At 68.1% G+C, this 24481-nt stretch carries 18 protein-coding genes and 2 pseudogenes; 10 read left to right on the top strand and 10 right to left on the bottom strand.

Annotation, left to right across the window (positions count from 1 at the left end):
- Positions 1 to 12 precede the first annotated feature (12 nt).
- The 6 genes from trxB to F5544_RS45645 all read right to left on the bottom strand — a co-directional run bounded on the left by trxB (position 13) and on the right by F5544_RS45645 (position 10407).
- Complete coding sequence (gene trxB / locus F5544_RS45670; protein WP_167478868.1) at positions 13 to 996, bottom strand: thioredoxin-disulfide reductase; 984 nt, start codon at positions 994 to 996, stop codon at positions 13 to 15.
- 76 nt (positions 997 to 1072) lie between these two features.
- Positions 1073 to 1876 carry a hypothetical protein gene (locus F5544_RS45665; protein WP_167478867.1) on the bottom strand — a complete coding sequence of 268 codons (804 nt, stop codon included), beginning with the start codon at positions 1874 to 1876 and terminating at the stop codon, positions 1073 to 1075.
- Between the two features lie 109 nt (positions 1877 to 1985).
- Entirely contained in the window at positions 1986 to 2546 is a 561-nt protein-coding gene (gene sigM / locus F5544_RS45660) for an RNA polymerase sigma factor SigM (RefSeq protein WP_167479973.1), read from the bottom strand.
- Between the two features lie 339 nt (positions 2547 to 2885).
- Positions 2886 to 7286 (bottom strand): murein biosynthesis integral membrane protein MurJ, encoded by a 4401-nt coding sequence (locus F5544_RS45655; RefSeq protein WP_238847018.1) that lies wholly within the window; start codon positions 7284 to 7286, stop codon positions 2886 to 2888.
- Entirely contained in the window at positions 7286 to 9874 is a 2589-nt protein-coding gene (locus tag F5544_RS45650) for a DUF6049 family protein (RefSeq protein ID WP_238847017.1), read from the bottom strand. The genes F5544_RS45655 and F5544_RS45650 overlap by 1 nt, the downstream gene beginning before the upstream one ends.
- Positions 9871 to 10407, bottom strand: a complete 537-nt coding sequence (locus F5544_RS45645) for an NUDIX hydrolase (RefSeq protein ID WP_167478866.1) — start codon at positions 10405 to 10407, stop codon at positions 9871 to 9873. Before F5544_RS45645 ends, F5544_RS45650 begins: the two co-directional genes overlap by 4 nt.
- Before the next feature lie 87 nt (positions 10408 to 10494).
- On the opposite strand from F5544_RS45645, the gene F5544_RS45640 reads away from it, so the two are divergent.
- Positions 10495 to 11955, top strand: coding sequence for a CCA tRNA nucleotidyltransferase (locus tag F5544_RS45640; RefSeq protein ID WP_167478865.1), 1461 nt, complete (start codon positions 10495 to 10497; stop codon positions 11953 to 11955).
- 8 nt (positions 11956 to 11963) lie between these two features.
- Here the strand turns inward: F5544_RS45640 and F5544_RS45635 are convergent, their stop codons facing one another.
- Complete coding sequence (locus F5544_RS45635) at positions 11964 to 12743, bottom strand: hypothetical protein (RefSeq protein ID WP_238847016.1); 780 nt, start codon at positions 12741 to 12743, stop codon at positions 11964 to 11966.
- Between the two features lie 121 nt (positions 12744 to 12864).
- Here F5544_RS45635 and F5544_RS45630 point away from each other — a divergent pair, with 121 nt between their 5' ends.
- The 8 genes and pseudogenes from F5544_RS45630 to F5544_RS45600 all read left to right on the top strand — a co-directional run bounded on the left by F5544_RS45630 (position 12865) and on the right by F5544_RS45600 (position 19684).
- Positions 12865 to 13263, top strand: a complete 399-nt coding sequence (locus F5544_RS45630) for a TOBE domain-containing protein (RefSeq protein ID WP_167478863.1) — start codon at positions 12865 to 12867, stop codon at positions 13261 to 13263.
- Entirely contained in the window at positions 13260 to 14024 is a 765-nt protein-coding gene (modA, locus tag F5544_RS45625) for a molybdate ABC transporter substrate-binding protein (RefSeq protein WP_167478862.1), read from the top strand. Before F5544_RS45630 ends, modA begins: the two co-directional genes overlap by 4 nt.
- A 38-nt stretch (positions 14025 to 14062) precedes the next feature.
- Positions 14063 to 14842: pseudogene (locus F5544_RS45620) on the top strand (ABC transporter permease); the annotation flags it as partial.
- A 799-nt stretch (positions 14843 to 15641) separates the two neighbouring features.
- A pseudogene (locus F5544_RS46970) lies at positions 15642 to 16220 on the top strand (sulfate/molybdate ABC transporter ATP-binding protein); the annotation flags it as partial.
- A gap of 153 nt (positions 16221 to 16373) precedes the next feature.
- A complete protein-coding gene (locus F5544_RS45615) occupies positions 16374 to 17156 on the top strand; it encodes a TOBE domain-containing protein (protein ID WP_238847566.1) in 783 nt (260 codons plus the stop codon).
- A 129-nt stretch (positions 17157 to 17285) separates the two neighbouring features.
- On the top strand, positions 17286 to 18041 hold the full coding sequence (locus F5544_RS45610) for a LamB/YcsF family protein (protein ID WP_167478859.1): 756 nt from the start codon (positions 17286 to 17288) through the stop codon (positions 18039 to 18041).
- An 87-nt stretch (positions 18042 to 18128) separates the two neighbouring features.
- A complete protein-coding gene (locus tag F5544_RS45605; protein ID WP_167478858.1) occupies positions 18129 to 18830 on the top strand; it encodes a 5-oxoprolinase subunit B family protein in 702 nt (233 codons plus the stop codon).
- Positions 18830 to 19684 (top strand): biotin-dependent carboxyltransferase family protein, encoded by an 855-nt coding sequence (locus tag F5544_RS45600; RefSeq protein WP_167478857.1) that lies wholly within the window; start codon positions 18830 to 18832, stop codon positions 19682 to 19684. Before F5544_RS45605 ends, F5544_RS45600 begins: the two co-directional genes overlap by 1 nt.
- A gap of 18 nt (positions 19685 to 19702) precedes the next feature.
- On the opposite strand, the gene F5544_RS45595 is transcribed toward F5544_RS45600, so the two are convergent.
- The 3 genes from F5544_RS45595 to F5544_RS45585 form a co-directional block, all read right to left on the bottom strand.
- Positions 19703 to 21283, bottom strand: coding sequence for a DUF4185 domain-containing protein (locus F5544_RS45595; protein WP_167478856.1), 1581 nt, complete (start codon positions 21281 to 21283; stop codon positions 19703 to 19705).
- A gap of 126 nt (positions 21284 to 21409) precedes the next feature.
- Entirely contained in the window at positions 21410 to 22678 is a 1269-nt protein-coding gene (locus tag F5544_RS45590; protein WP_238847564.1) for an MFS transporter, read from the bottom strand.
- Positions 22679 to 22811: 133 nt separating this feature from the next.
- Positions 22812 to 23279, bottom strand: a complete 468-nt coding sequence (locus tag F5544_RS45585) for an NUDIX hydrolase (RefSeq protein ID WP_167478854.1) — start codon at positions 23277 to 23279, stop codon at positions 22812 to 22814.
- 272 nt (positions 23280 to 23551) lie between these two features.
- Here F5544_RS45585 and F5544_RS45580 point away from each other — a divergent pair, with 272 nt between their 5' ends.
- The gene (locus F5544_RS45580) at positions 23552 to 24319 is read left to right on the top strand and encodes a pirin family protein (RefSeq protein WP_167478853.1); all 768 of its coding nucleotides are present in this window, start codon (positions 23552 to 23554) and stop codon (positions 24317 to 24319) included.
- The last annotated feature ends 162 nt before the right edge of the window (positions 24320 to 24481 follow it).

The raw sequence follows: 24481 nt of genomic DNA, 5'->3' as shown, positions 1-24481 counted from the left end.
GAAAAGTCGAAATCAGTTGGCGGACACCGCAACCGCTTGACCTGCGTGGTCCAGCGTGTTGGCGGTGATGTCGCCCTGTTCGGCGAGCCAGCGTTCGGCGTCGATGGCGGCGCGGCAGCCGGTGCCCGCGGCGGTGATCGCCTGGCGGTAGGTGTGGTCCACCAGGTCGCCCGCGGCGAATACACCAGGAATCTTGGTGGCCGTGCTCGGGTCCTGCACCTGGACGTAGCCGTTCTCGTCGATATCGATCTGCCCGCGAACCAGTTCACTGCGCGGATCGTGGCCGATCGCGACGAACAGCCCGGTCGCGGCCAGCTCGGAGGTCTCGCCGGTCTTGGTGTCGCGCAGGGTCAGGCTGGTGACGCTCGACTCGCCGTTCACCGAGACGACCTCGGTGTTGAGCACGAACTTGATCTTCTCGTTGGCCTTGGCGCGCTCGAGCATGATGCGGGAGGCCCGGAATTCCTCGCGGCGATGCACGATGGTGACCGAGGAGGCGAACTTGGTCAGGAAGGTGGCCTCCTCCATCGCGGAGTCGCCGCCGCCGACCACCACGATGTCCTGGCCCTTGAAGAAGAAGCCGTCGCAGGTGGCGCACGCGCTCACGCCGTGGCCGAGCAGTTCCTGCTCGCCGGGGACGTTCAGGTAGCGGGCGGCCGAGCCCATGGCCAGGATGATCGAGTAGGCCTGGTAGGTCTGACCACCGACGGTGACGGACTTGATCGGGCCGGATAGATCGATCGCCTCGACGTCCTCGGTGCGGATCTCGGCGCCGAAGCGTTTGGCCTGCTCGCGCATCTCCTCCATCAGGTCGGGGCCCATGATGCCGGTGCGGAAGCCGGGGAAATTCTCGACCTCGGTGGTGGTCATCAGCGCGCCACCGAATTGGGTGCCCTCGAACACCAGCGGCTGCAGCTCGGCCCGGGCCGCGTAGACGGCGGCGGTATAGCCGGCGGGACCGGAGCCGACGATGATCAGGTCGCGAACGTTGCTCATGGGGCCCTTCCGAAAAGACAATCAGGGGATGTGTCGATCAACAACAGGGTAAACGCTGTTGTTCCCGGCAAGTCCGCTAGCCGATGTCGGTGGCGTACAGGTATTGCGGATCGCCTGCGGTGCAACCGGTTCCGACGATCAGCGCGGTGATCTTCGGTGCCACCGGTCCGGTGAGCAGGACCAGCACGGCATCCTTGCCCTCGTAGGTCCAGTTGACCGCGCCGAGCGGGGTGCGGTGCTCGTATCCGGCCGCGGCGGCACAGCGGTTCAGCGCGTTCGGACCGGAGAGCGGGCCGGTGACATCGAAGCGACCGAGCGCGCTCAGCGCCGCCGCCGGGGTCAGGTCGGCATTGTTCGAACCGGTCGCGGTGGCGGACGGCATGGCGGTGGGTGGGACCGAGCGGTCGGTGGTCATGGTTATCGCGAAGGTGGCGGCGCCGACCACCGCTACCGCGGCCGCCGCGGCGGCCAGCCAGCGAAATCGCCGGTTCCGGCGGGCGGTCAGGTCGATCGGTTCCGCGAAACCCATCGGCTCGGAATCCGTTGGGCCGGCGGTCGATTCGGGCGGTGCGGCGACCGGCAGCCGGTGCACGGTCGCGACCCGCTCGGTCGGGCCTTCGGAGATATCCAGATCGTCGACGAACCGAGTGAGTCGTGCGAGCACGTCATCGGGCATCGGATGGATGATGCGTTCATCACGGCCGAGCGCGCGCAGTTCCGCGCCGACGGCGTCGAGCGAATTCAGGAAGCGCATCGCCTCCGGATCGCGCTGGACGGCGGGCAGCAGTTCTGCACGCAGCTCCGGGGCCACGTTGTCGGCGTGCAGATCGGCGAGCAGTTCCGGTGAGAACGGGGGCTGCGGCACGGATCGGGTCGCCATCGCACCTCCGCCTTCGTCTTCTCAGCTGACATCACGGGCAAACCCCGAGCACCGGGGGGCCTGCATGTACATCGTTCAGTGGGTCGTCACTATTAATGACGCATCTCAACTACTTCCGGTTCCCCGGATCCCGCAGAAATTCCAGCCGTTCCTGAAGTCGCTGGCGGGCTCGCGCGCATCGACTCTTGATCGTCCCCTCCGGGACGCCCAGCATCGCGGCCGCCTCCGACACGCTATACCCCTCCAGATCGATCGCAACCAGGGCGGTCCGTTGATCCGGCGGTAGCGAGAACAGGGCGCGGTCGACCACCAGGGACATCTCCAGCTCGGCGAATTCGTCGCGGTCGTCGCTCGGTTCGGGCATGGTTTCCGGCGAGAGCGAGATCGCGTACCGCGTTTTGTTGCGGCGGATCCGGTCCAGGCAGGCATTCACCACGATGGCGTGCAGCCAGCTGCGGACCTCGGCCTCGGCCCGGAACGACGCCGCGGTGCGGTGCGCCGAGAGCAGCGCGTCCTGCAGGGAGTCGGCCGCGTCCTCGCGGGTATACGAGGTGCGCAGCGCGGTCTGCCAGAGATGGTCGTTGTGGCGGCGCAGCAGCTCGGCGAATGCGTGCCGCTGGCCGCCAACGTGCGCTTTCAATAGCTCTACGTCGGTGAGCTCATCGAGCATGAACGAGCGCTCGCGGTGCACGGCGGCGCGCGCTGTTCCCCCGCGGAAATTCTCGTTCCGTTCCGACGACAAAGCCAACCCCTCGAATAGCGCTCATAACGACGGCGGACATGCGAGACCGCCGCCAATTTTTCGCAGCATCCGGAATCGAAACGACAGATCCCGGGAAGCTCCCCTGCTCGAGAGCGCGTAGCGAATCATAACTTCCGGGATGATTCGGCAGCAACCAGACCGCAGCGGTTGGATGCGGGAAGTGGGAAGGTTTTCTCGGGCCCGGGGAGCGGACACCTGCGGGCGGAAGGTGACGACCGGGGTGGCTACACCGGCCGGGTTGGTCGATCAGGGTGCGGCGTCGAAGCGGATTTCGGCGATGGCGGACTGGAATTGGCCGCCGTTGTTCGCGAGCCCGGTAATCCAGACGAGTACGTAGCGGGCGGCCTGGTCGGTGCGCACCGGTATCTCGGTGACACCGTCGTTTAGTCGTGTCGAGCCGATCAGCTGGGTCTGGTCCAGCGTCGGCGATTCGGTCGGCGAGGTGCGGATCTCCACCTGGGTGCCCGGGCTCGGCGAGGTGATCGCGACCGTGGTCAGCTTCGCCGGACTCGGTAGCGTGGCCATGATCCCGACCCCCTTCTTGAGGGCCGGGAACTGCTGGAAGTACTGGTCGGTGCGCCAGGTGGTGGACGGATTGCTGTCCAGTACCGCGGCGACGCCACCCGGGTTGTCGGGTGTGCCCTCGGGAGAGAACACCGAAACCGATGTGATCGGCACCGGAACGCCGCTCGCCACGGTCGGGCTCGGACCGGATACGGGCGGTGCGGGCGGCGGTGCGCTCGCGGTGGTGAGGCCGATATTGCGCTGCTCGTTCAACGGTGCGTCCGAGGCGCCGGGCGCGAAGACGCTGACCATCCACCAGATCACGATGCCGACCACCAGCGCGGCCAGCACGCCGAGGCCGACCATGATCCACATCATCCGCTGCGAGCGTTCCCGCTCGGCGGCGAGCAGCTCCGGATCGGCGAGCGAATCGTCGCTCTCCCGGGTGCCCTGGCGCTGGCCGAGGCGCAGCACGGGGATGAAATCGGTCTTCTGGTCGACCACCGAGGCCTGTTCGAGCACGTGCTGCACGGTGGCCGCGGTGCGGACACCCTTGTTCGACTCCAGCGAGCGCACCGCCACCGCGGAGATCTCGAACGGCACCTCGGGCCGGATCTGGCGCGGTTCGATGGGGGTGCCGTCGGGGCCGAAATCGGCGAGCCGCAGCCCGCCGACGGTCGCGGCGGTGCCGGTCATACCGCCGGTGCGGATCGGCCAGCGGGCGGTGATCAGCGCGTAGAGCATGGCGCCCAGACCACGAACATCGGACTGCGCGTCGGAATCGGAAAGGGTGCCAGGGAAGGCGAGCACCGCATCGCCGGAGGCGCTGATGCGCACCCGGTCCGGATGATCGATCGACAGCGACCCACCGCCGCGATGCGCGAGCTCGGCGGCCGAGGCCAGGGCGCGGATCGCGCGGGCGGCGCCGATCGGTGACGGCACCGTCTCGGCCATTTCCCGTAGCGACCGACCCGGGGTCCATTCGGCCACCACGATGCCGCCGGAACTGCCGCGCACCACATCGAGCACGCGGGCCAGGCCGGGCGAATTGATCCGGCCGAGCCGCAGCGTGCGCGACAGGATGGCCTGCGGGCCGTCGTGACCGGCGTTTTCGGTGGCCTTCTGATCGGCGTCGACGAAGGTGAGCGCGACCTCGCGATCGAGTTTGATGTCGAGGGCCTGCCAGAACTTCAGCCCGCGCGCGCCGCCGTGGCCGGCCAGCAGCCGGTAGCGGCCGCCCGCGACCGAAGCGCCCGGAATGAGCTTGGGGCCACGCGGTGTCCGGCGCGAACCCGCGGGCTCTCCACCGCCCATCGGCGGCAGCTGCGACGCGACCGGATGCATACCCGTGTCATAGACCGGGTCGTGCTCCTCCGGCTGCTCCTCCTCCGGCGCATCGGGCATACCCGGCGGACCGGTATCCGGTTCTTGCACGGAGGCGGGATCCGACGCATCCCCCGCGACGGGCGGGACATCCGTGGAAAGTCCACCTGCCGTGGTCGCAGAAGAATCGGCGGCCGGGACGCCGCCCACCGCGTCGTCGCTCACCCTCGTTCCTCCTTCGCCCTGATGTGTCGAAGTTCCGGTGAATTCGCCACTTGTGCTTCTCTGCCGAACAGGGTACGGGAACTGACCCACCCTGGTGTTGTCAACCGTGTCGGGTCGGATCACGGGTAGCACCATGGTCTGGGTGTCCATGACCGGGTCGAATGCCGGGTAGGCATAGTAGTCGGGCCTACGCAGCACGGTCGTGGCGTATTCGTCCTCGACCGGGCTCTCCAGATCGAGTTCCGGCGCGGGCGGGGTGAAGCCGAGCCGCCGGGAGATCGCGACGGTGATGGCGACGATTTCCGGAATTCCGGCCAGCCGCATCAGACCGAACGCGACACCGAACATGACAATGGCGGACAGGGTCACCCGGATGAGCGCGCCGGGGCCGCCGTGCAGCCGGTCCAAGCCGACCACTCTGTCGAAGATGTACATGACGGCCGCGCCGGCGAGCGAAGCCAGGACCACCCTGGTCACGGTGCGGCCGACGTTGACCATGCGCAGATCGCCGAGGCTGCGGTGCAGGAGGTAGCCGCCGATGATGGCGCCGGTGGCGTAACCGAGTCCATTCGCGAAACCGAGGATGACGACGACTTGTTTGCCGTCGCTCGCGATCATCGGAGCCAGCGCGGACAAAAGGATCTTGACCGTTGTGATGCCGAGGACGATCCAGGTCGGCGTCCATGCCTGGCCGCGGGCGTAGAAGACGCGCAGATGGATCAGCACCAGCGCGTATGGAATCAGCGCGAAGGCCGACCAGCTCACCGCGTGGCCGAGTTCCTGGGCCTTGTGCGCGAATCGCGCGTAGCCGAACAGCGCCTCGCCCAGCTGCGGTCCGGCCACGGTCATGAAGGTGACGACCGGGACCAGGGAGATCATCGTCAGCCTGGTCGCGACCGACAGGTCGTCGACCACCGCGGGCGTATCGTCGGCCGCCGCGTTGCGGCTGAGTCGCGGCATGATCGCGGTCAACAACGTGACGCCGAGTACGCCGTACGGGACCTGCAGCAGTGCCCATGCATTGGCGTAGATCGCCGGTCCGGCCTCGTCCGCCGACGAGGAAATGTGGTTGGCGACGATCAAGCCGATCTGACTGATCAGGACGTACAGGATGATGGCGCCGCCCATCCTGCCGAACTGCTTGAGCCGCTGGTCGATTCCCCACAGCGGGCGCAGATCGATGCCGTTGCGCCGGATCGCGGGCAGCATGCTGAGCGCTTGCACCGCGACACCGATCGTGATGCCACAGCCGAGTACCAGCAGCTTGGGATCGCTCATCCGAACCGGATCGAGGGTGATCTCGCCCGGTGTGAGCGCGTAGAGGGCGAGCACCCCGAGCACGACGACGTTGTTGAGCACGGGAGCCCATGCGCCGGGCCGGAACACCTGACGGGTATTCAGGATCGCCATCAACAGTGCCGACATGCCGTAGAAGAGGATCGCGGGCAGCAGCAGGAAGGTCAGCGCGGTAGTCAACTGGGTGTTGACCTGGCCCTCTGCCGACAGCAGGATCTTGCTCGCAAGCACCGGTGCCGCGGCCATCGCCAATACCGTCGCCACGAACAGGATCGAGAAGGCGATCGTCACGAGTCTTCGGACGAATGCGACGCCGCCGTCTTCGTCTTCTTGTTCGGCTCGCACCAGCGTCGGCACCACCATCGCGGTGAGCACCGCACCGAGGACGAGTTCGGTGATCATCGTCGGAATCAGGTTGGCCGAGGTGAACGCGCTGGCGATGGCTGGGCCGAGCACCGTGAGCAGCAGCAGCTGCTTCACGAACCCGGTGATCCGGCTGATCAGCGTGGCGACCGCGATGGAACCGGAGTCCCTGACCAGGCGGGCATTCGCGTTCTGCGGTTTCTCAGGCGCCTTGACCTGGGACAACTCGCCCGTAACGGTGTGGTCCGCCGGTGAATCCGCGCGTTCGACCAGCGGTCGCGGTCGGCGCGCCGGTGGATGTGGCGGCCGGGCCGGTGGTGGTGTGTCGTACTGCGGCCGGGGCGCGTCGTAGTGCGGTGGCGGTATCCGGGCCGGCTGCGCGGCGGGAAATGGACCGGTGCCGGGCGGGCCGGGCCGGCGTGGCGGCATCCGGTTCGGCGGTACCGGGCGCGGCGGCATCTGCTGCGGCGGATTCTGCCGCGGCGGCGGTGCCGGATTTTGCCGCTGGGGCGGTACCGGGTTCTGTCGCTGGGGTGGTGCCGGATACTGCCGCTCACCCGGGTGCAGGCCGGGGCGCTGCGGTGGGGCGGGCTGCTGCCGTGGCATCGGCCGGGAGATCGGCGCCATTCCGCCGGTGGGCGGTGGTACGGGTGGTATCGGTCCGGAGGGTGGCGGCACCTGCCGCATGCCGCCGGACGGGGGTGGCACGGGCGGCAGTGGACCTGACGGATGCGGAATGCGCCGCGGGGGTCCGGGACGGCTCACTCTGGGTACGCGGGGATCGGCATAGGGGTCGTCGTGTTGACCCGGCTCCTCCGGGTCCGAGTGCGGCGGCACACCCCGCTCCCAGGGGGCTGCGGGTGCGCGGCGGGGCGGCTGCCCCTCGGGGCGGTCGCCTGACCTGGGGCGATGAGCGGAATATTCATCGTCGCTCATCAGACCTCCTGGTGTTCCTGTTCCTGCTGCAGCACTCGGTTCCGCGCACGCCAGTACCTATAGACCCGGCGCTGGGTGCTGGGGTCGACACCCTCGTCCGCCGGGTCGGGTTGCCCGCGGAACCGACGCCACAGGCGACGGCCGACCAACAGGAACAGCAGTATTCCGGCACATGCGGTAATTATCGCGAACGCTTGACCATAAGCATTCGAACGCACCGATACTTCCGTCGGCGCACCTAGCGCAATACCGTCCGGCGTGGTAAGGGAGATCGGAATGCGCAGGCTAGTGCTATAGGTGACCTCGGTCGGGATTTGGAACGAACGGGTGCTGTTCGGTGGCAGTTGCTGCTCGGGGAGATCCGTGATCTTCGTCTCGGGTGGCGCGGTGATCTTGAACTTCACCCGGACGGTCACCGGCAGCTTATTCCGCACGACCAGCAGCAATGGGCTCTGCTCGGTGGCGAGGGTGTAGACGCCGCCGGGCGGAAGCACGGTGACGCCGCCGTAGAGGTCGTCGAGCGCGCGCGTGGTCTGCGCGATCCGGCGCTGGGCGAAGGTATCCGGCTGGGCGGTGTCGCCGGTGCGCCGGTCGGACAGGGTCAGCGCGCGGATCAGGTCGTCGCGCAGCGGGGTGAGGTAGTCGTGCGGTGTCGGTTTGGCCTCCGGGACGTCGAGCAGCGCGCGCTGCAGATCGGTGATCCGGGCGGCCTGGTCCCGCACCGGCAGTACGAAGCCACCGGGTACCGCGTCCTGCTGCGCCCGATGCAGATAATCCAGTTCGTACGGTTGCGGGTCCGGCGGTGTCGCGAGCAGTTCGGTGAACGGGCGCGCGGTGGCCAAATTGCCGTGGATCATCAGGTCGAGGTGGCGCAGCAGCGTGATGGCCTCGTCCCGGTTCGCGCCCCACTGCTGCGGCGGCATGAGCAGCAGCGTGCGCGGGTGATTCGGTTGCGGGTTGAGCGCGGCCCAGGAGACCGCGCCGAGCGCGTCCTGCAGTCGGGCGGCTCTGGAGTCGGCGGCCACGTCGTAGCGGACCTTGGCCGGGGTGAACGACGGGGTCGGCGGGTTGGACCCGATCGCGGCGAGTGCCGTGGCCGACCAGATATCGAAGGTGGCCGCGCGCAGCGCCGGATCGGCGGGCGGGGTCGCCGGAGTGTCGGGGTGGGCGGCCGGGCCGGTGATATCGGGCAGCCGGACCATATCCGGCGTACCGGTTTCGACCACCGACTGACTCGCGGCCGGGCTTGCGGTGCCCGAGCCGTGACCGGATCCGGCGCTCGCCGACGTGTCCTTCGTGCTCGGGTCGCCGACCGCGGTGACCGCCGAGTCCGCGAGCACCGTTGTGCCGAAACCGCGGCCGCGCAACAGCATTCCGGCGCCGGTGTCGATGCTGCCGGAATCGGGCAGGCTGACGCCGCGCAGCGACCGGACGCCAAGTGCCTCGTCCACGATGTCGGCGGGCGCGTTGAGCGCTTCGGCGGACAGGTCCGGATCGTTCACCGCGGCCAGCGCACTCGGATCGACCTGGGCGAACGGCAGCGCGATGGTGCACATCGATTCGGCGAGCGCACGCAGGCGATCGAGCCAGGCCTGTGCCGCGTCGGCGCCGGTGCCGGGCCGGGTCGGGCCGCCGGGATCGGATGGGCTCGCCAGCACCCGATAGCCCTTGATCATGGCCTGTGCGGTGCGCACCAGATCGGGATCGATGGCGATGCAGATGGCGTTGGCGACGGCGGGCCGGTCCCGGCCGGTGTTGCTGCCGACAACGGATTCGAGTGCGCCGAGCAGTTGATCGAGGCGGCCGCCCTTGCCGAATGAGGCGGCCAGCTCGTCATCGGTCAGTTCGACATGCCGGTCCACGGTCCCGAGCTGGCCGCCGACCATGCGCGGCCGGTCGGCCAGCGGCCAGATCATGGTGGTGGCGATCGGGGCGTCGGTGGGCGGCAATACCGGACCTGGGTCGGAGCTGTCCGGCGTCGGCGGCAGGCCGAGCACGGGCAGCAGGAAGCGAGCGTCGTCGAGCCGGGCGGGCAGGCCGAAATCGGGCTGCCCGTTGACGTTCAGCAGCAGCGGATAGACGCCGGGTTTGGTGATCTCGAGCGATTGGTTGGGCTTGCCCCGCAGCGGGACGCTCAGCGTGAATTGCTGGCGCTGCCCGGGACTCAATTCGTTCGAGATGTCCTCCCACGGAGCCGGGATGTCGAAGTTCACCTGGTCGTAGCGCAGCGTCGCGCGCAGGTTGGCCGGGGTGCTGATGGCCGCGCCGCGCTGCAACCGGATGATGATGTCCTTCACCACCCGGTTGCCGATATTGGTGACGGTGCCCGAAACCGTAAGCAGCGGATCGCTGTTCGCGGTCACCGCGGTCGGGCTCACCGAATCCAGGGTCAGCTTCAGGAATTCCGGCGCCGTCGGGGCGTTGGTGGTGCTGCTCGGCTGTGCACCGGCGGGCCCGGCCAGCGTCACCGAGCCGAGGACGGCCAGCAGCGCCGTGACGAGCCGCAACAGCACGACACCCCCGACCTTCGTGGTTACGTTTCGCTGGTTCGGCCGAGCCCGGCGCTCGGGGCGCGGTCCACGCGTCATCGCTTGCCGGTCTCCATCCGGTCGATCAGTCGGTTCGCCACCTCGGCCAGCCTGCGTTCGTCCGCGTAGGCCAACCGGGAATCCAACTCGCTCAACGGAACCCACGCGACCTGGGTGACCTCGACATCGGCGTCGGACAGCTCGCCGCCGACCGAACGCAGCAAATAATGGTGCACGGTCTTGTGTACCCGACGGCCGTCGGTGACGAACCAATAATCGATGCTGCCCAATTCCGCGACAACAACCCCGTTGATTCCGGTCTCCTCGGCCACCTCGCGAATCGCGGTCTGCTCGGCGGTTTCACCTTCTTCTATATGTCCCTTGGGCAGGGACCACAGCAGCCTGCCGCGCCGATCGGTGCGACCGATCAGTGCGGCACTGCGATTTTCGGGAGGGCCGTCCAATCCGTCGACGACGAGGTCGCCCGCCGACGTTTCCCGGACCGTGCGCATGCGCGGTTTCGCCGCGCTGGCGGCCGAACCGCGGCGCCGGGGCTGGCGGCGTCTACTGTTCGCACGATCGGCCGGAGACACCAAGCAATCCTACTGGGTTGGTATTCCGCACCCGTGCAACCACCGGGTATCGGTAGGGCGGCAGCGAAATCAGTAAGCTGCTTCTTCGTGGTTTCGCCCAAGTCCGAGGATGCAGTGCTGGATCGACGTACCCGGCTGCTCGCCGCGGCGGCGGTCACGCTGGAACGGTTGTCCGATGTATTGAAGCCCCTCGGTGCGCTGTTCGGCGCGCACGGGCACGACCTGTATCTGGTCGGCGGCAGCGTGCGCGACGCGGTGCTCGGCCGGCTGGGCACCGATCTCGATTTCACCACCGACGCCAGGCCCGAGGTGGTGCAGGAGCTGATGCGCGGCTGGGCCGATCACCTGTGGGATACCGGCGGGCTCGCCTTCGGCACGGTGAGCGCGAGCAAATCCGGCCAGCAGTTGGAGATCACCACCTTCCGCAGCGACGCCTACGACCGGGTTTCGCGCAATCCGCAGGTCACCTTCGGTGACACGCTGGAGGGCGATCTGATCCGCCGCGATTTCACGGTGAACGCGATGGCCGTGAAGATCGGCGCGGACGGTGAGCTGGAATTCGTCGACCCGCTGGGCGGAATGGACGCATTGCTCGCGGGAATGCTGGATACTCCTGCGGCGCCGCACGATTCGTTCAACGACGATCCGCTGCGGATGTTGCGCGCTGCCCGGTTCGTCGCCCAGCTGGGATTCGAGCTGGCCCCTCGGGTGCGGGCGGCGATCACCGAGATGGCCGGTGAGATCGAGCGGATCACCGCCGAACGGATCCGCGCCGAACTGGACAAACTGATCGCCGCCGCGCATCCGATCGATGGCATCAACATCATGTGCGAGACCGGTTTGGCACAGCTGGTGCTGCCCGAGGTACCCGCGATGAAGCTGGAGATCGACGAGCACCACCAGCACAAGGATGTCTACTGGCATTCGCTGACGGTGCTGGAGCAGGCGATCGATCAGGAGGAGGGCGACCCGGACCTGGTGCTGCGCTGGGCCGCGCTGCTGCACGACATCGGCAAACCGGATACCAAGCGCAACGAGCCGGGCGGCGGTGTCAGCTTCCACCATCACGAGGTGGTCGGCGCGAAGATGGTGCGCAAGCGGATGCGGGCGCTGAAGTATCCGAAGCAGTTCACCGAGGACGTGGCCCGGCTGGTGTTCCTGCACCTGCGGTTCCACGGCTACGGCAAGGGACAGTGGACCGATTCCGCGGTGCGCCGCTACGTCACCGATGCGGGTGAGCTGCTGCCCCGGCTGCACAAGCTGGTCCGCGCCGACTGCACCACCCGCAATAAGCGCCGAGCCGCCGCGTTGCGCGCCACCTACGACGAGTTGGAGGCGCGGATCGCCCGGCTGCAGGAGCAGGAGGATCTGGATCGGGTGCGGCCGGACCTGGACGGCAATTCGATCATGGAACTGCTCGGGTTGCGGCCGGGGCCCGAGGTCGGCAAGGCCTGGCGCTACCTCAAGGAGCTGCGGCTCGATCGCGGTCCGATGACCCGCGAGGAGGCCGAGGCCGCGCTGCGGGAATGGTGGAAAACCCAAGGCTGAGCCGGGTTTCAGAAGACGATCAGGGTGGTGCCCGCGACGATCGCGGCGCGGATCTGCGCCAAATCGAAGGAGCCGACGATCTCCGGGAGTTCGACGCGCCAGCGGATCAGGTGGCCGTCGCGGACGGCCTGTACGACACGGGCATTGTTCGGCAGGTCGGTCAGCGGGACGGGCGGCACGCGGTAGAGGCGGCGCGGCAGCCGGATGCCGAACCAGTTGGCCCGCCTTATCTCCAGCGCGAGCTGGTTGTCCGTCACTGAGGCGTCGACCAGGGCGGACAGGCGTCTTTTGCGGTGATGGGCGCGGATCAGGCCGGATTTGTGCACGGTGAGCTGCCACTCCGGCTGCCGGGTGTTGAGCCAGCCGACCAGCGCTGCCGTGGTGATGACGCCGTCGATGTCGAGCTGGGAGCTGCGCACCTTCGCGGGCACGCCGGGGATCAGGCGGACGCCGTGCGCGATGACGGTGACCTGCTCGATCGGATGTTCGTCCCAGCGCAGTGCCGACAGCATCGTCTTGGTCTGGAAATGCGCTCCGCGCCTGCGCACCTTCAACACGTCCAGCGTTGCGTGCAGGTCGTGGCCGAGCAGGGTGGCGCTGACCTCCTGCCCGCCGAAGCGGCTCAGGATGCCCTCGCTGAGCACCGTCATCAGGACATCGGGAACCAGCGCGGTGACCGCACCCGAGCCCAGGTCGGCAACCGGATCCACCCATGCGGTGGTGACGGTGATCCATTGCTCGAGCCAGGACGGGTCGAACAGGCGCCGACCGAAGTCAACGAAATTCATGGCCATGACCCGGTCGAGCGTACTGCTCGGCGGAGAACACAACCATGCCTGCCCGGTTTTCCTCCGCGTTTGCGGATTCATACGATTGGTTTGTCCGAGTTCGCGGAACTAAGCTCGGCGCGTGGCCACCCTGCGAATACGTGACGCCGCCGAACTGCTCGGCGTCAGCGACGACAGCGTGCGCCGTTGGATCGATGCCGGCGCGCTCACCGCGACGAAGGATTCCTCCGGCCGGTTGGTGATCGATGGCAAAGAACTCGCGGCCCTCGCCGTCGAGCAGGCACGGACGCCGCGGGCTCGGCTCGGCAGCGCCAGCTCGGCGCGTAATCGGTTTCCCGGCTTGGTCACCCGCGTGGTGACCGACACGGTAATGGCTCAGGTGGAGATGCAATGCGGACCGTTCACAGTGGTGTCGTTGATGAGCGCCGATGCGGTGCGCGAACTGGGGCTGGAACCCGGAAGTGTGGCGATGGCCAGCGTGAAGGCGACCACCGTCGTGGTCGAAACGGCCGCCGAATGAACCGGGTGGTCGCCGCATCGGTCGCGGGCGCGCTCGCCGCGGTGGTGGTAACCGGTTGCGGCAGTGATGATTCCGGTAAGTCCGGCTCGGATACCGTTACGGTGTATGCGGCCGCGTCGTTGAAGCAGGTGTTCACCGATCTGGCCAAACAATTCGAGGCCGATCATCCCGGCGCCAAGGTGCAGTTCTCCTTCGCCGGTTCATCCGACCTCGCGGCGCAGATCAATCAGGGCGCGCCCGCCGACGTTTTCGCCGCCGCCGACCCGGTGACCATGGATACTGCGGTCAAGGGCGGCCGGATCACCGAGGCCACCCAGAACTTCGCCACCAATGTGCTCACCATCGTCACCGCGCCCGGCAATCCGAAACACGTTGCCGGACTGCGTGATCTGACCCAACCCGGGTTGCAGCTGGTGGTGTGCGCCGCGCCGGTGCCGTGCGGGCGGGCCACCAAGAAGGTCACCGATGCGGCGGGTGTCGCGCTGAAACCGGTGAGCGAGGAGCAGTCGGTGACGGATGTGCTCACCAAGGTGACCTCCGGCCAGGCCGATGCCGGCGTGGTGTACGTGACCGACGCGACCTCGGCGGGTGCGAAGGTGGCCACCGTTTCGATGCCGGAGTCCGCGGCCGCGGTCAACACCTATCCCATTGCGGTGCTGAAGGATTCGAAGCAGGAGAAGTTGGCACACGAATTCGAGGGCCTGGTCACCGGGCCGAAGGGGCGGGCGGCGCTGCAGGGAGCCGGATTCGGGGCGCCGTAAGTGGCCACGCGAGCGAAGCGGCGGGGCGATGCCCGCGCATGGCGGACCGGGTATTTCCGGTGAGGACCGGGCTTCCGCGCTGGTTGCTGCTGCCGTCGGCGGCCGGGTTCGCGCTGGTGCTGTTGCCGTTGGCGGCGCTGGCCGGCGGGGTCCAATGGTCGCGCTTTTTCACCGCGGTGCGCACAACCGCCTCACAGGACGCGCTCTGGCTTAGCCTGCGCACCGCGACCGCGAGCACCGTGCTGTGTGTGCTGCTCGGGGTGCCGATGGCGGCGGTGCTGGCCAGGTCGCGCTGGCGCGGGTTGCCGCTGCTGCGGGCAATGGTGCTGCTGCCCTTGGTATTACCGCCGGTGGTCGGCGGTATCGCGCTGCTGTACACCTTCGGGCGCCAGGGGCTGCTCGGAAAACAGTTGGAGGCGGCCGGAATTCATATCGCGTTCAGCACCACCGCCGTGGTACTCGCGCAAACGTTTGTCGCCCTGCCCTTTCTGGTGCTGACCCTGGAGGGCGCGATGCGCACGGCGGGTAACCACTACGAGCAGATCGCCGCGACGCTCGGCGCCCGCCCGACGACGGTGTGGTGGCGGGTCACCCTCCCGCTGCTGCGTCCCGCGCTGCTGTCCGGCGCGGTGCTGTCCTTCGCCCGTGCCCTCGGCGAATTCGGTGCGACCATCACCTTCGCAGGCAGCCTGCAAGGCCGCACCCGCACCCTGCCGCTGGAGATCTACCTGGAACGCGAGGCCGATCCCGATGCGGCGGTAGCCCTTTCGGTCCTGCTCGTCATAGTCGCCATCCTCATCGTCCTGATCGCCTACCGCCGCTCCGGCCCCATGCCCGGCACCGCCCTCCAAAGCGGCCGTTCGGCAATCCGTGAATGGTGGCGCCCCGGAACCCAACCGCGCCCCGACACGGGAGCGAACCGATGAGTCTCGAACTCGCGGTACCAACGCCGCATGAATGCGATTCGGGAATCGTCTGTGGGATAACGGGACGCCGGTATCGCCGGGAAGTAAACGCGGCGATGTGCGGCCAACCGATGAGCGTTGATTCCGGTGCCGTGCCGAATAAGCCTGGCGCGAAAGAAATCGGGAGAAACGGCCAGTCGATGCCGGGTCGGCCATGGCGGTGGCGCGAGATGACGGTGCATTGGTGGCGGGATCGGTCAGCGGTTGCGCGATCCCGTTCTGTGTGGGCTTGGCGTGATGCGAATGGGATTGGGCGATGCGGCGGTTGGTTGATGGGTCGGCCATGGCGGTGGCGCGAGGTGACGGTGCATCGGTGGGGACATTGGTCAGCGGTTGCGCGATCCCGTTCTGTGTGGGCTTGGCGTGATGCGAATGGGATTGGGCGATGCGGCGGTTGGTCGATGGATTGGCCATGGCGGTGGCGCGAGGTGACCGTGCACCGGTGGGGCGATCGGTCAGCCTTTGCGCGATCCCCCTTGCCGGATTGGCGCAATGCGAACGGGATTCGGAGTTCGGCTAGCCAGGGGCTGGTTCGGGGTGGTGCTGTCGGTGCGCAGCCACGGCGACTCATGGACGTGGCGGTGTGGGTATGCCCATGGCCCGCGTCAACGGGGCTCGGTACGAACCGGGGGCAGATGGTTGGTGGTCGGCGATGACGCGGCGGGCAGATGACCCGAATGCGGTCGGGGCCGGATTGGAAGTTGTTGCGCGGCTGGCGGATCGGGATTTCGATGTGCGGCTGGAGGTGGGCGCGGGTGAGGTGCTCGCGGTACTCGGGCCCAATGGGGCCGGGAAGTCGACGCTGCTGGATGTGATCGCCGGGTTGGTGCGTCCCGACGCCGGGCAGGTGCGGCTCGGTGGACGGACGCTGACCGATACCGGGAAATCGATTGCGGTGCCGCCGCATCGGCGCGGGATCTCGCTGCTCGCGCAGGAACCGCTGCTGTTTCCGCATCTGACGGTGGCGCAGAATGTGGCGTTCGGGCCGCGCAGCGGCGGGCTGCGGGCGGGCACCGCGCGGGCCGTCGCGCACGAATGGCTTGCCGCCGTCGACGCTGTGGAGTTGGCACGGCGCAAACCGGGACAATTGTCCGGCGGCCAGGCGCAGCGGGTGGCGCTGGCGCGGGCACTCGCCGTACGCCCGCGGCTCATTCTGTTGGATGAGCCGATGGCGGCACTGGATGTCGCCGTGGCACCGGCGATGCGGGCGCTGCTGCGCCGGGTATTGCGCGATCCGGCGGCTGGTGCCGGGCCTGACGCCGACCCGCTGGATTTCGAATCAAGCTCTGCCGCATGGGCTGTCGGCAGGCCGAGCCTTACAGCATGGGACCGAATCAGATCATTGGGCGACATCCTTGCCGGTGCGCGAGCGCGGCGCGGCTCGGTGCCGAATGATCTCAGGTCGACGGCTGCGGCGCGTGAGCACAACGAATCACCGGCCGACACCCGTGTCGATCCGCGAGCGCAGCGTGGCTCGGCGCTGGATGGTTTCGGGTCGCTGGCGGCGCAGGGTGGCATCGGGTCATCGGTCGACACCGCCGCCGGTGCGGGTGTGCGGCCAGGGCACGGATTCGGGTCGACGGCTGTGGCGGGCCGCGGAACAATCGGCCATTCGCGGGCGACCCGCAGCGCGGTGCTGGTGACCCATGACATCATCGATGCGCTCACGCTGGCCGATCGTCTGGTGGTGATCGAGTCGGGCCGCGTGGTCGAATCAGGTCCAGTCACAAGGGTTTTGACGCGGCCCCGCAGTGGGTTCGCGGCGCGGGTCGCGGGGGTGAACCTGTTGGTCGGCACGGCCGCGAGCAGTTCGGGGGTCGGAAATGACGAGGTCGGCGCGGTAGTGGCCGACGATGTAGAAGTGCTGGGACGCATTGACGGCGCGCTGACCCGGGGCGGCCGGGCGGCCGCGGTGTTCGCGCCTTCGGCGGTGGCGGTGCATCGTGAACAGCCGGAAGGCAGCCCGCGCAATACCTTCCGGATCCGGATCGCCGAACTCACCGATCGCGGCGGAATCATCAGGGTGCGCGGCGCGGACAACCCCGACGGCTCCCCCGGCCTGGCCGCCGACCTGACGCCCGCCGCCGTCGCGGAATTGGATCTCGCGCCGGGTCTGCCGGTCTTTTTCGCGGTGAAGGCGACCGAAGTGCACGTCTACCCGTGTTGAGCAGTCTGGATTTCGACCCGCCCCCGGCGACGGCCGAATACCGCCGGTCGTACATGCTGATCGGGTAAGCCGACCCGACGCGGACGTGACAGTCTGGAGATAGTCCTCGCGTCTTAGAAAGGAGCCCCGATGCCGCTCGATCTCAATAGCGATCTCGGTGAGGGTTTCGGGTCGTGGACCATGGGCGATGACGCCGCCATGCTCGATATCGTCACCAGCGCCAATATCGCGTGTGGTTTCCACGCGGGCGATCCGTCGATCATGCGCCGCACGTGTGCGCTCGCCGTGGAGCGCGGCGTCCGGATCGGCGCCCATGTCGGTCATCGCGACCTGGCCGGTTTCGGCAGACGCGCGATCGCCATCGAACCGGCCGAGCTGCGTGACGAGGTGTTGTACCAGATCGGCAGCCTGGAGGTTTTCGCGCGTGCCGCGGGCGATCGGGTGCGATACGTGAAACCGCATGGCGCGCTCTATCATTCGGCAGCGGGCGATCCCAGGCTCGCGGCCGCGCTGGTGGGCGCGATGGTCGATTTCGACAGCGAGCTGGCCCTGCTCGGGCCGGCGGATACGCATATGGCGAAGGCCGCCGAGGAGGCCGGGATCCGGTTCGTCGGCGAGGGTTTCGCCGATCGGGCCTATACCGCCGAGGGTCTGTTGGCCTCGCGCAAGCTGCCCGGCGCGGTGCTGCACACGAAGGAGGCGGTGGCGCAGGCGGTTTCGATCGCGATGTCGGGTACCGCGCGGATCGTCGACGGTTCGGGTGAGGTGACGGTCGCCGCGGCGAGCCTGTGTGTGCACGGCGATACTCCGGCTGCGGTGGAGATGGCGAGGCTGATCCGCAGCAGTCTCACCGAGGCAGGGATTCCGGTCGAAGCCTTCGTGTGAGGTCCCGCTTTCCGCGCGGTACCATCTGCTCCCACGGTTGGTGAACCACCGGATAACCTCCGGTGCTGCGGTAATGGATGCGGTGCGATGACGGATCCGGCCCCGAAGGGCCCGCCGACCCGGCTCGACCCGGCTCGGCTGATTCGCGCTGCCGGTGATCGCGCGCTATTGCTCACCCCACCGGATCATGCGACGACGACGCTGCTGGCCGACCGGCTGCGCCGGGAACCCGTCACCGGCGTCGCCGATATCCTGCCCGCCTCGGAAACCATTCTGGTGACGCTGGTTTCGCCGCAGGCCGCCGAACCGGTCCGCAAGGAACTGCTCCATCGCCTGGATACGGCGGCGGGAACGCGGGATTCGGCCGATGTTTCCCGTGAAACAGTGGCGCGCAATGATTTTGCCGACGAGCCCGTGCTGATACCGGTCCGCTATGACGGCGCTGATCTGGCCGATGTCGCCGCACACCTCGGCATGACCACCGCGGAAGTGATTGCCGCGCACACCGGTACGGTGTGGCGCTGCGCCTTCGTCGGTTTCGCACCCGGATTCGGCTATCTGGAATCCCCCGACGGCAGGCTCACCGTGCCGCGGCGCGCCCAGTCGCGGACCGCGATCCCGGCCGGATCCGTCGCGCTGGCAGGCGGTTTCAGCGCCGTCTATCCGCGCAGCACCCCGGGCGGCTGGCAGCTCATCGGCACCACGGAACTCACCATGTGGGATGTGGAACGAGATCCGCCCGCACTTGTCCGGGCGGGTGCCGCGGTGCGCTTCGAGGCGGTGCGGTGATGATCGTCGTCGAGCAGGTCGGACCGCTGGCCACCATCCAGGATCTGGGCCGTCCCGGCTGGTTCGATTCCGGCGTCGGTCCAGCGGGCGCGGCCGACCGCGGCTCGCTGCGCCTCGCCAATCGCCTGGTCGGGAATCCGGAGGAATTCGCCGGAATCGAGGTGCTCCTAGGCGGATTGGCGCTGCGCGCCGAACGGCACGTCACCGTCGCGGTGACCGGCGCGCAGGCACAGGCGTCCATCGATGGCACCCCGGTGGGTCATGCCAGCGTGCTGGAATTGGCGGAAGGCCAGGTGCTGCGGCTCGCGCTGAGCGCGAGCGGGCTGCGCAGCTACGTCGCGGTGCGCGGCGGTATCGACGTGGCTCCGGTGCTCGGATCCCGCAGCCGCGACACCCTTTCCGGCCTGGGCCCGGAGCCGCTGCGCCCAGGCGTCCGATTGCCGGTCGGCCCACCGCCGCGCACCATGCCCATCGTCGAATTCGCCCCGGTGCCTGCGCCTTCGATGGAACCGCTGATCATCGGCGCGCACCTCGGCCCGCGGGACGACTGGTTCGCCGATGCCGCAACGCTTTTCGCGGGCCGGTGGGTGGTGTCCACCGATACCGACCGGATCGGCGCCCGGCTGGACCGCCGGTCGGGTCCGCCGCTGCGCCGCGCCATCGACGCCGAACTGCCGACCGAGGGTATGGCGCTCGGCTCGATCCAGGTGCCGCCGAGCGGTCAGCCGGTGATTTTCCTCGCCGACCACCCGATCACCGGCGGCTATCCGGTGATCGCGGTGGTGGCCGACGCCGATATCGATGCGGTCGCACAGGCGCGTCCCGGCCGGATCATCGAATTCCGCCGGGCCTGAGGCCCTGTGGGCCTCAGCTCAGTTCGCCGAATCCAATTGGGCGTGCATGAGGTACACGTTGTAGGTGTCCCAGGCCGAGATGGTGAAGTACAGATCCTTACCGGTGGACCAGGGGTGGATGAAGCCGCCGTACGCCTTGGGATAGTCCGAGGTGTCGACCAGCGGCACCTCATCGGTCCAAATCCCTTGCGGCGTAGCCGAAGTGCGCAGCACGATGGTGCCGCGCGCGGTATCCAGATACACCATCTGCCACTGCCCGGAATCCTGGTCGTAGCGCACCGAAAGTTCGCTCGCGATGCCGGGAACCAGTGGCGTCGCGAGGTTTTCGGCGGCGGGCGCCCAGGTGCCGCCCACCCAGTACTGATAGGCGGACTTGTTCAGCACCTCGTCCTTGGGCACCCTGGCCAGGCCGATCACGCCGACCCGCCCGTTCGGCGTGCCGAACATGTACACGTAGTCGCCCTGCGGCACCATCGCCGCCACCTGGAACCGGCCGAGCCCGAAGAGGTTGTCCCAGTGGGCGTGCTGATCCTTGACCCAGGTGCGTCCGTCGTCGTCGGAGTAGGCGATGCCGCCGAAGTTGGTCGACCACAGGCCCGGGATCCGGCTCCAGTGGTTCACCGACATATAGCTCAGGTACTGCCGGTTCCCGAGGGCGAAACCGGAGGTCGGGATGGTGGTGGTCTCCCAGTTCTTGATCTTGCGGCTGCCGAGCAGCTCGGCGGCGTGGCACCGGCTGTTCTGCACCATATTGTCGATGACCAGCCCCTTGGACAGGTCGCGGTTGGTGCTGTACCCGATGACGTTGCTGCGCCAGTCCGGTCCGCCGACGCCGCCGGCCTCCCAGCCGTCGCCGAAGGTGTCGCCGAAGATGACCGCGATCTCGCCGGGTTTGGTCTCCCAGGTGATGCCGAGGTCGGTGCCGTCCACCTGCCAGCGCATATCGGTGCGGTTCTGCGAGCCGTGCCCGGTGACCTGACCGACCAGATCGACCGAATCGACGCGCGGCGGCGGCACCGGCTCGCTCACCGGCCCGGGTTCGGCCGGATGCACCACCTGCGGCGGCGCGGGCTGCGGCGGATCACCGGGACCGCCGGGCACCGGAATCGGGATCGGCTCGATCTCCGGCCGGAACTGCACGCTGGGAATCTTGATCGGGGATCCGGAGTCCGACGAGCCGGTGCCGGAGCCCGAACCGGACCCGGAACTCGACCCGGTGGGACCGCCGGGGTCGGGTGCGGGGTCCGGATCCGGCGGCTTCGGAGTGTCCCTGATGTCGGGACATGGATTCCGGCACGGATCCTCGGGCAGCGGCTCGGCGTCGATCCTGGTGTTGTCCTGGGGCGGATCGGGCACCGGCACCGGGGTGAGCTCGGGCACCGGCACCGGGATATCGATCGTCGGCGGCACCTGGATGATCGGCGGTGGCGGCAGGCTCGGATCCGGTTCGCGATTGAGCGGATCGAAACCCGTTTCGCCGCAACTATTTACCGGTGGGGGCGCCCAGGGATGTCGTGCGGCCTCGGCCGCCGGGCACGGCAGGGCGAGCATCCCGGTGAGCACCACACCGAACAGTGCCGGTGCGCAACGGGTTCCCATGGCTGGTGAACATACCCGAATCGATCGTGAAAATGCGGGACGATAGGGACGAACCGAATCACATATCGGTATCGCATTATTTCGGCGGCTCGTGGGAAAAGCCCGGCCCGGCAAACCAATTCGCGCTCACCTGGTGACCGGGTGGCGCCTGCCGTTCAACGCGATGGCGGCCATTCCGCCGCAATAGATTGCGGCCCCGGCCAATACCACCGGCAGCGATCGGCCGTTGGCCGGAATCACCAGCGCGGTGATCCCGATGGCCGCCACGAAGGCCATGTTGAAGACGGTGTCTTGAAGTGCGAACACCTGTCCGCGCCGATCGTCGTCGATATCGACCTGCAGCGTCGCATCGCCGGTGAGCTTGACCGTCTGCCCGGCCAGCCCGAGCAGGAACGCGCCCGCCAGCAGCAGCTGATGCGCGCCGGAGCTGGCGACGGCGGTGGCCGTCACCAGCGTGAGCTGCACCAGGGTGGCCAACACCAGCCCGGTGAGCACCGTCCTGGGCCGCCCGAGGCGCGGGATCAGCAGCGGCGCGACCACCGCGGCCACCAGCATGCCCGTCGCGACGAAGCCGATGGCGACGCCGAAACCGAGCAGCCCGCTGTTCAGCCCGGCGCCCTCGGCGGGCGCCTGGCGCAGCACCAGCACCATGATCAAGGTGTTGAGCCCGAAGACGATTCGATGGGTGCCGATGCCGATCATCGCCGTCGTCACCTCACCCGACTCCCACACCGCCCGCGCGCCGGTGCGCAGGCCGGTGGCGATCGCGCGCAGCGTGCCCTCGGTCGCGGTACTCCCCTGCTCCGGACCGAGCTGCCGGGCGCCGAATCCTGCGGCGGCCAGCGCGCCGAGCACCGAGCCGATCGCGCTGACCGCGACCGCGACCGACGAGGCGAAATCGCCCGCGCCGATCCCGCCGATGATCGCGACCGAGATCGCGGCCCCGGCGCCCGCGCAGCCGGACGACACCGTGGCGAGCACCGAGTTCATGGCGACCAGCCAGTGCTGTTCCAGCACCCGCGGCAGCGCCGCCGAAACACCGGCGAGGACGAAGCGGCTGATGCCGACCACCGCGAGCGCGAGCAGCAGCAGCGGTATCTCCCCGGCCCCGGCCAGCAGCCCGATCGCCACCGCCGCGATCAGCACGGCCCGCAGCACATTGGCCACCAGCAGCACGGTCCGCCGGTCCCACCGGTCGAGCAACGCACCGGCATAGGGACCGATCAGCGAATACGGCAGCAACAGCACCGCGAATCCGGCGGCGATGGCCAGCGGGTCGGTCTGGCGTTCCGGATTGAAGAGGATGGCCCCCGAAAGCGCCGCCTGGAACATCCCGTCGCCGAACTGTCCGGTGAATCGCACGATGGCCAATCTGGCGACGCCCCGGCCGCGCAGTGCCGCACGTAGCGATGTGGATTGCTCGTCCGCGGGGGTGGAGCTGTCGGGGCGACCAAGGGACACGCCGTGAGGCTACCGTGTGTCCGACCGTTACCACCGGTACCGCGAGTCGGCGGGAATCACCGCGCGATCATCCCGGAGCGCTGTTGACCAGCACGCTGACCGCCTCGCGCATATCCGGCGCCATCGGCAGGGACGACAGGGCGCCCGCGTCGATCCAGGCGAACGCGTCGTGTTCGCCGGGTTCCAGCGCGACCTCGCCCGGCTCCGCCTCGACCACATAGGTGAACTTGCGCACCCGATCCTTGGTGCGGGTCGCGTAGTCGAAACCGCCCAGGAATTCGACGATTTCCCGCACCCGTAACCCGGTCTCCTCCAGTAGTTCGCGCGCCACGCATTCGGCGAAGGTTTCGCCGGATTCGACTCCGCCGCCGGGGAGTTCGTACATGCCGCCGTGGTAGTCGTCCGGAACTCGGCGCACCACCAGCAGTTTCCGATCGCGGAATACCGCGACGCCGATTACGAAGTGCGAGATGCCGTCTCGGCGCGCCTGGTTGCGGAGTTGTCGCTCGATGCCCGCGAGCGCCTCGGGTCGCATGCGATCGTCACCTCCGGATCCGTTGTGCCCCATTCTGATACGCCGACGCCGCGGCGCCCGCGCGCGGCCGCGGCGCCGGTGCGGGCCGCGGTGCACGCCCGCGCTACCGGCGATTCGACGAACCGGTTGGTACTGCTCGCCTTGCGTTCACCCGTAGGTCGCTCGCGTAAAATGCCCTGTGCAGGACAATTTACTAGGAATTCGGAGTACCGCGACGGAAGTACTCCTACCCTGAAAGGCGATCGGTGCACGGTCCCGAGAGGAGGACCCCGATGTCCACACTCACGACACCACACATCGATGTACATCGTGGGGGCGATCGCATGAAAACGCGCGTCTCCTGGCTCGATTCGAAACACTCCTTCTCCTTCGGCGAGCACTACGACCCCGAAAACACCCACCACGGCCTGTTGCTGGTGAATAACGAGGACATCGTCACACCGGGACAGGGCTTCGAAACGCATCCGCACCGGGATATGGAGATCGTCACCTGGGTGCTGGATGGCTCGCTGGTGCACCAGGATTCGCTCGGGCACAGCGGTGTCATCTATCCGGGGCTGGCCCAGCGGATGAGCGCGGGCACCGGAATCCTGCACTCGGAGAAGAACGATTCGTGGCGGCTGTCCAATGCCGCCGAACACGACGTACCGGTGCATTTCGTGCAGATGTGGATCGTCCCGGACGAACCGGCCCTGACACCGGGCTACGAGCAGCTGGAGATCGATGACGAGCTGGCGGGCGGCCGTCTGGTGACGGTGGCCTCCGGCCTGCCCCGCTACCGCGACCGAACCGCCATCGCGATCAACAGCAGCCATTCGGCGTTCCACGTTGCCCGGATGCCGGAGGGCGCCGTCGAACTGCCCGACGCGCCGTACCTGCACCTGTTCGTCGCGCGCGGCGAGGTGGATATGGAGGGCGTCGGCACCCTCTACGAGGGCGATGCGGTGCGGTTGACCCGCTCGGGCGGGCAGCGCGTCACGGCGCGGCGGCCGTCGGAAATCCTGGTTTGGGAGATGCATGCCCGGTTGGGCGCCCAGTGACGATTTGTCCTATTAACATTCCTGTGTAGCAGGCGCGATCAGTACCCCCTGCCGTCCCCGACGTTGTGGTATCGATCGAGAGGAATACATGTCGCAGTATCCGCCGCCTGATCAGTACCCCCAGGATCCTGGTCAACATCAGCCCCGCCGGGGCAATATCCG

It is taken from the genome of Nocardia arthritidis (genome assembly GCF_011801145.1).
In the GTDB taxonomy this organism is placed as follows: Bacteria; Actinomycetota; Actinomycetes; order Mycobacteriales; family Mycobacteriaceae; genus Nocardia; species Nocardia arthritidis_A.
The sequence above is the reverse complement of the archived record's forward strand: the minus strand, read 5'-3'. Positions and strand labels throughout refer to the sequence as shown.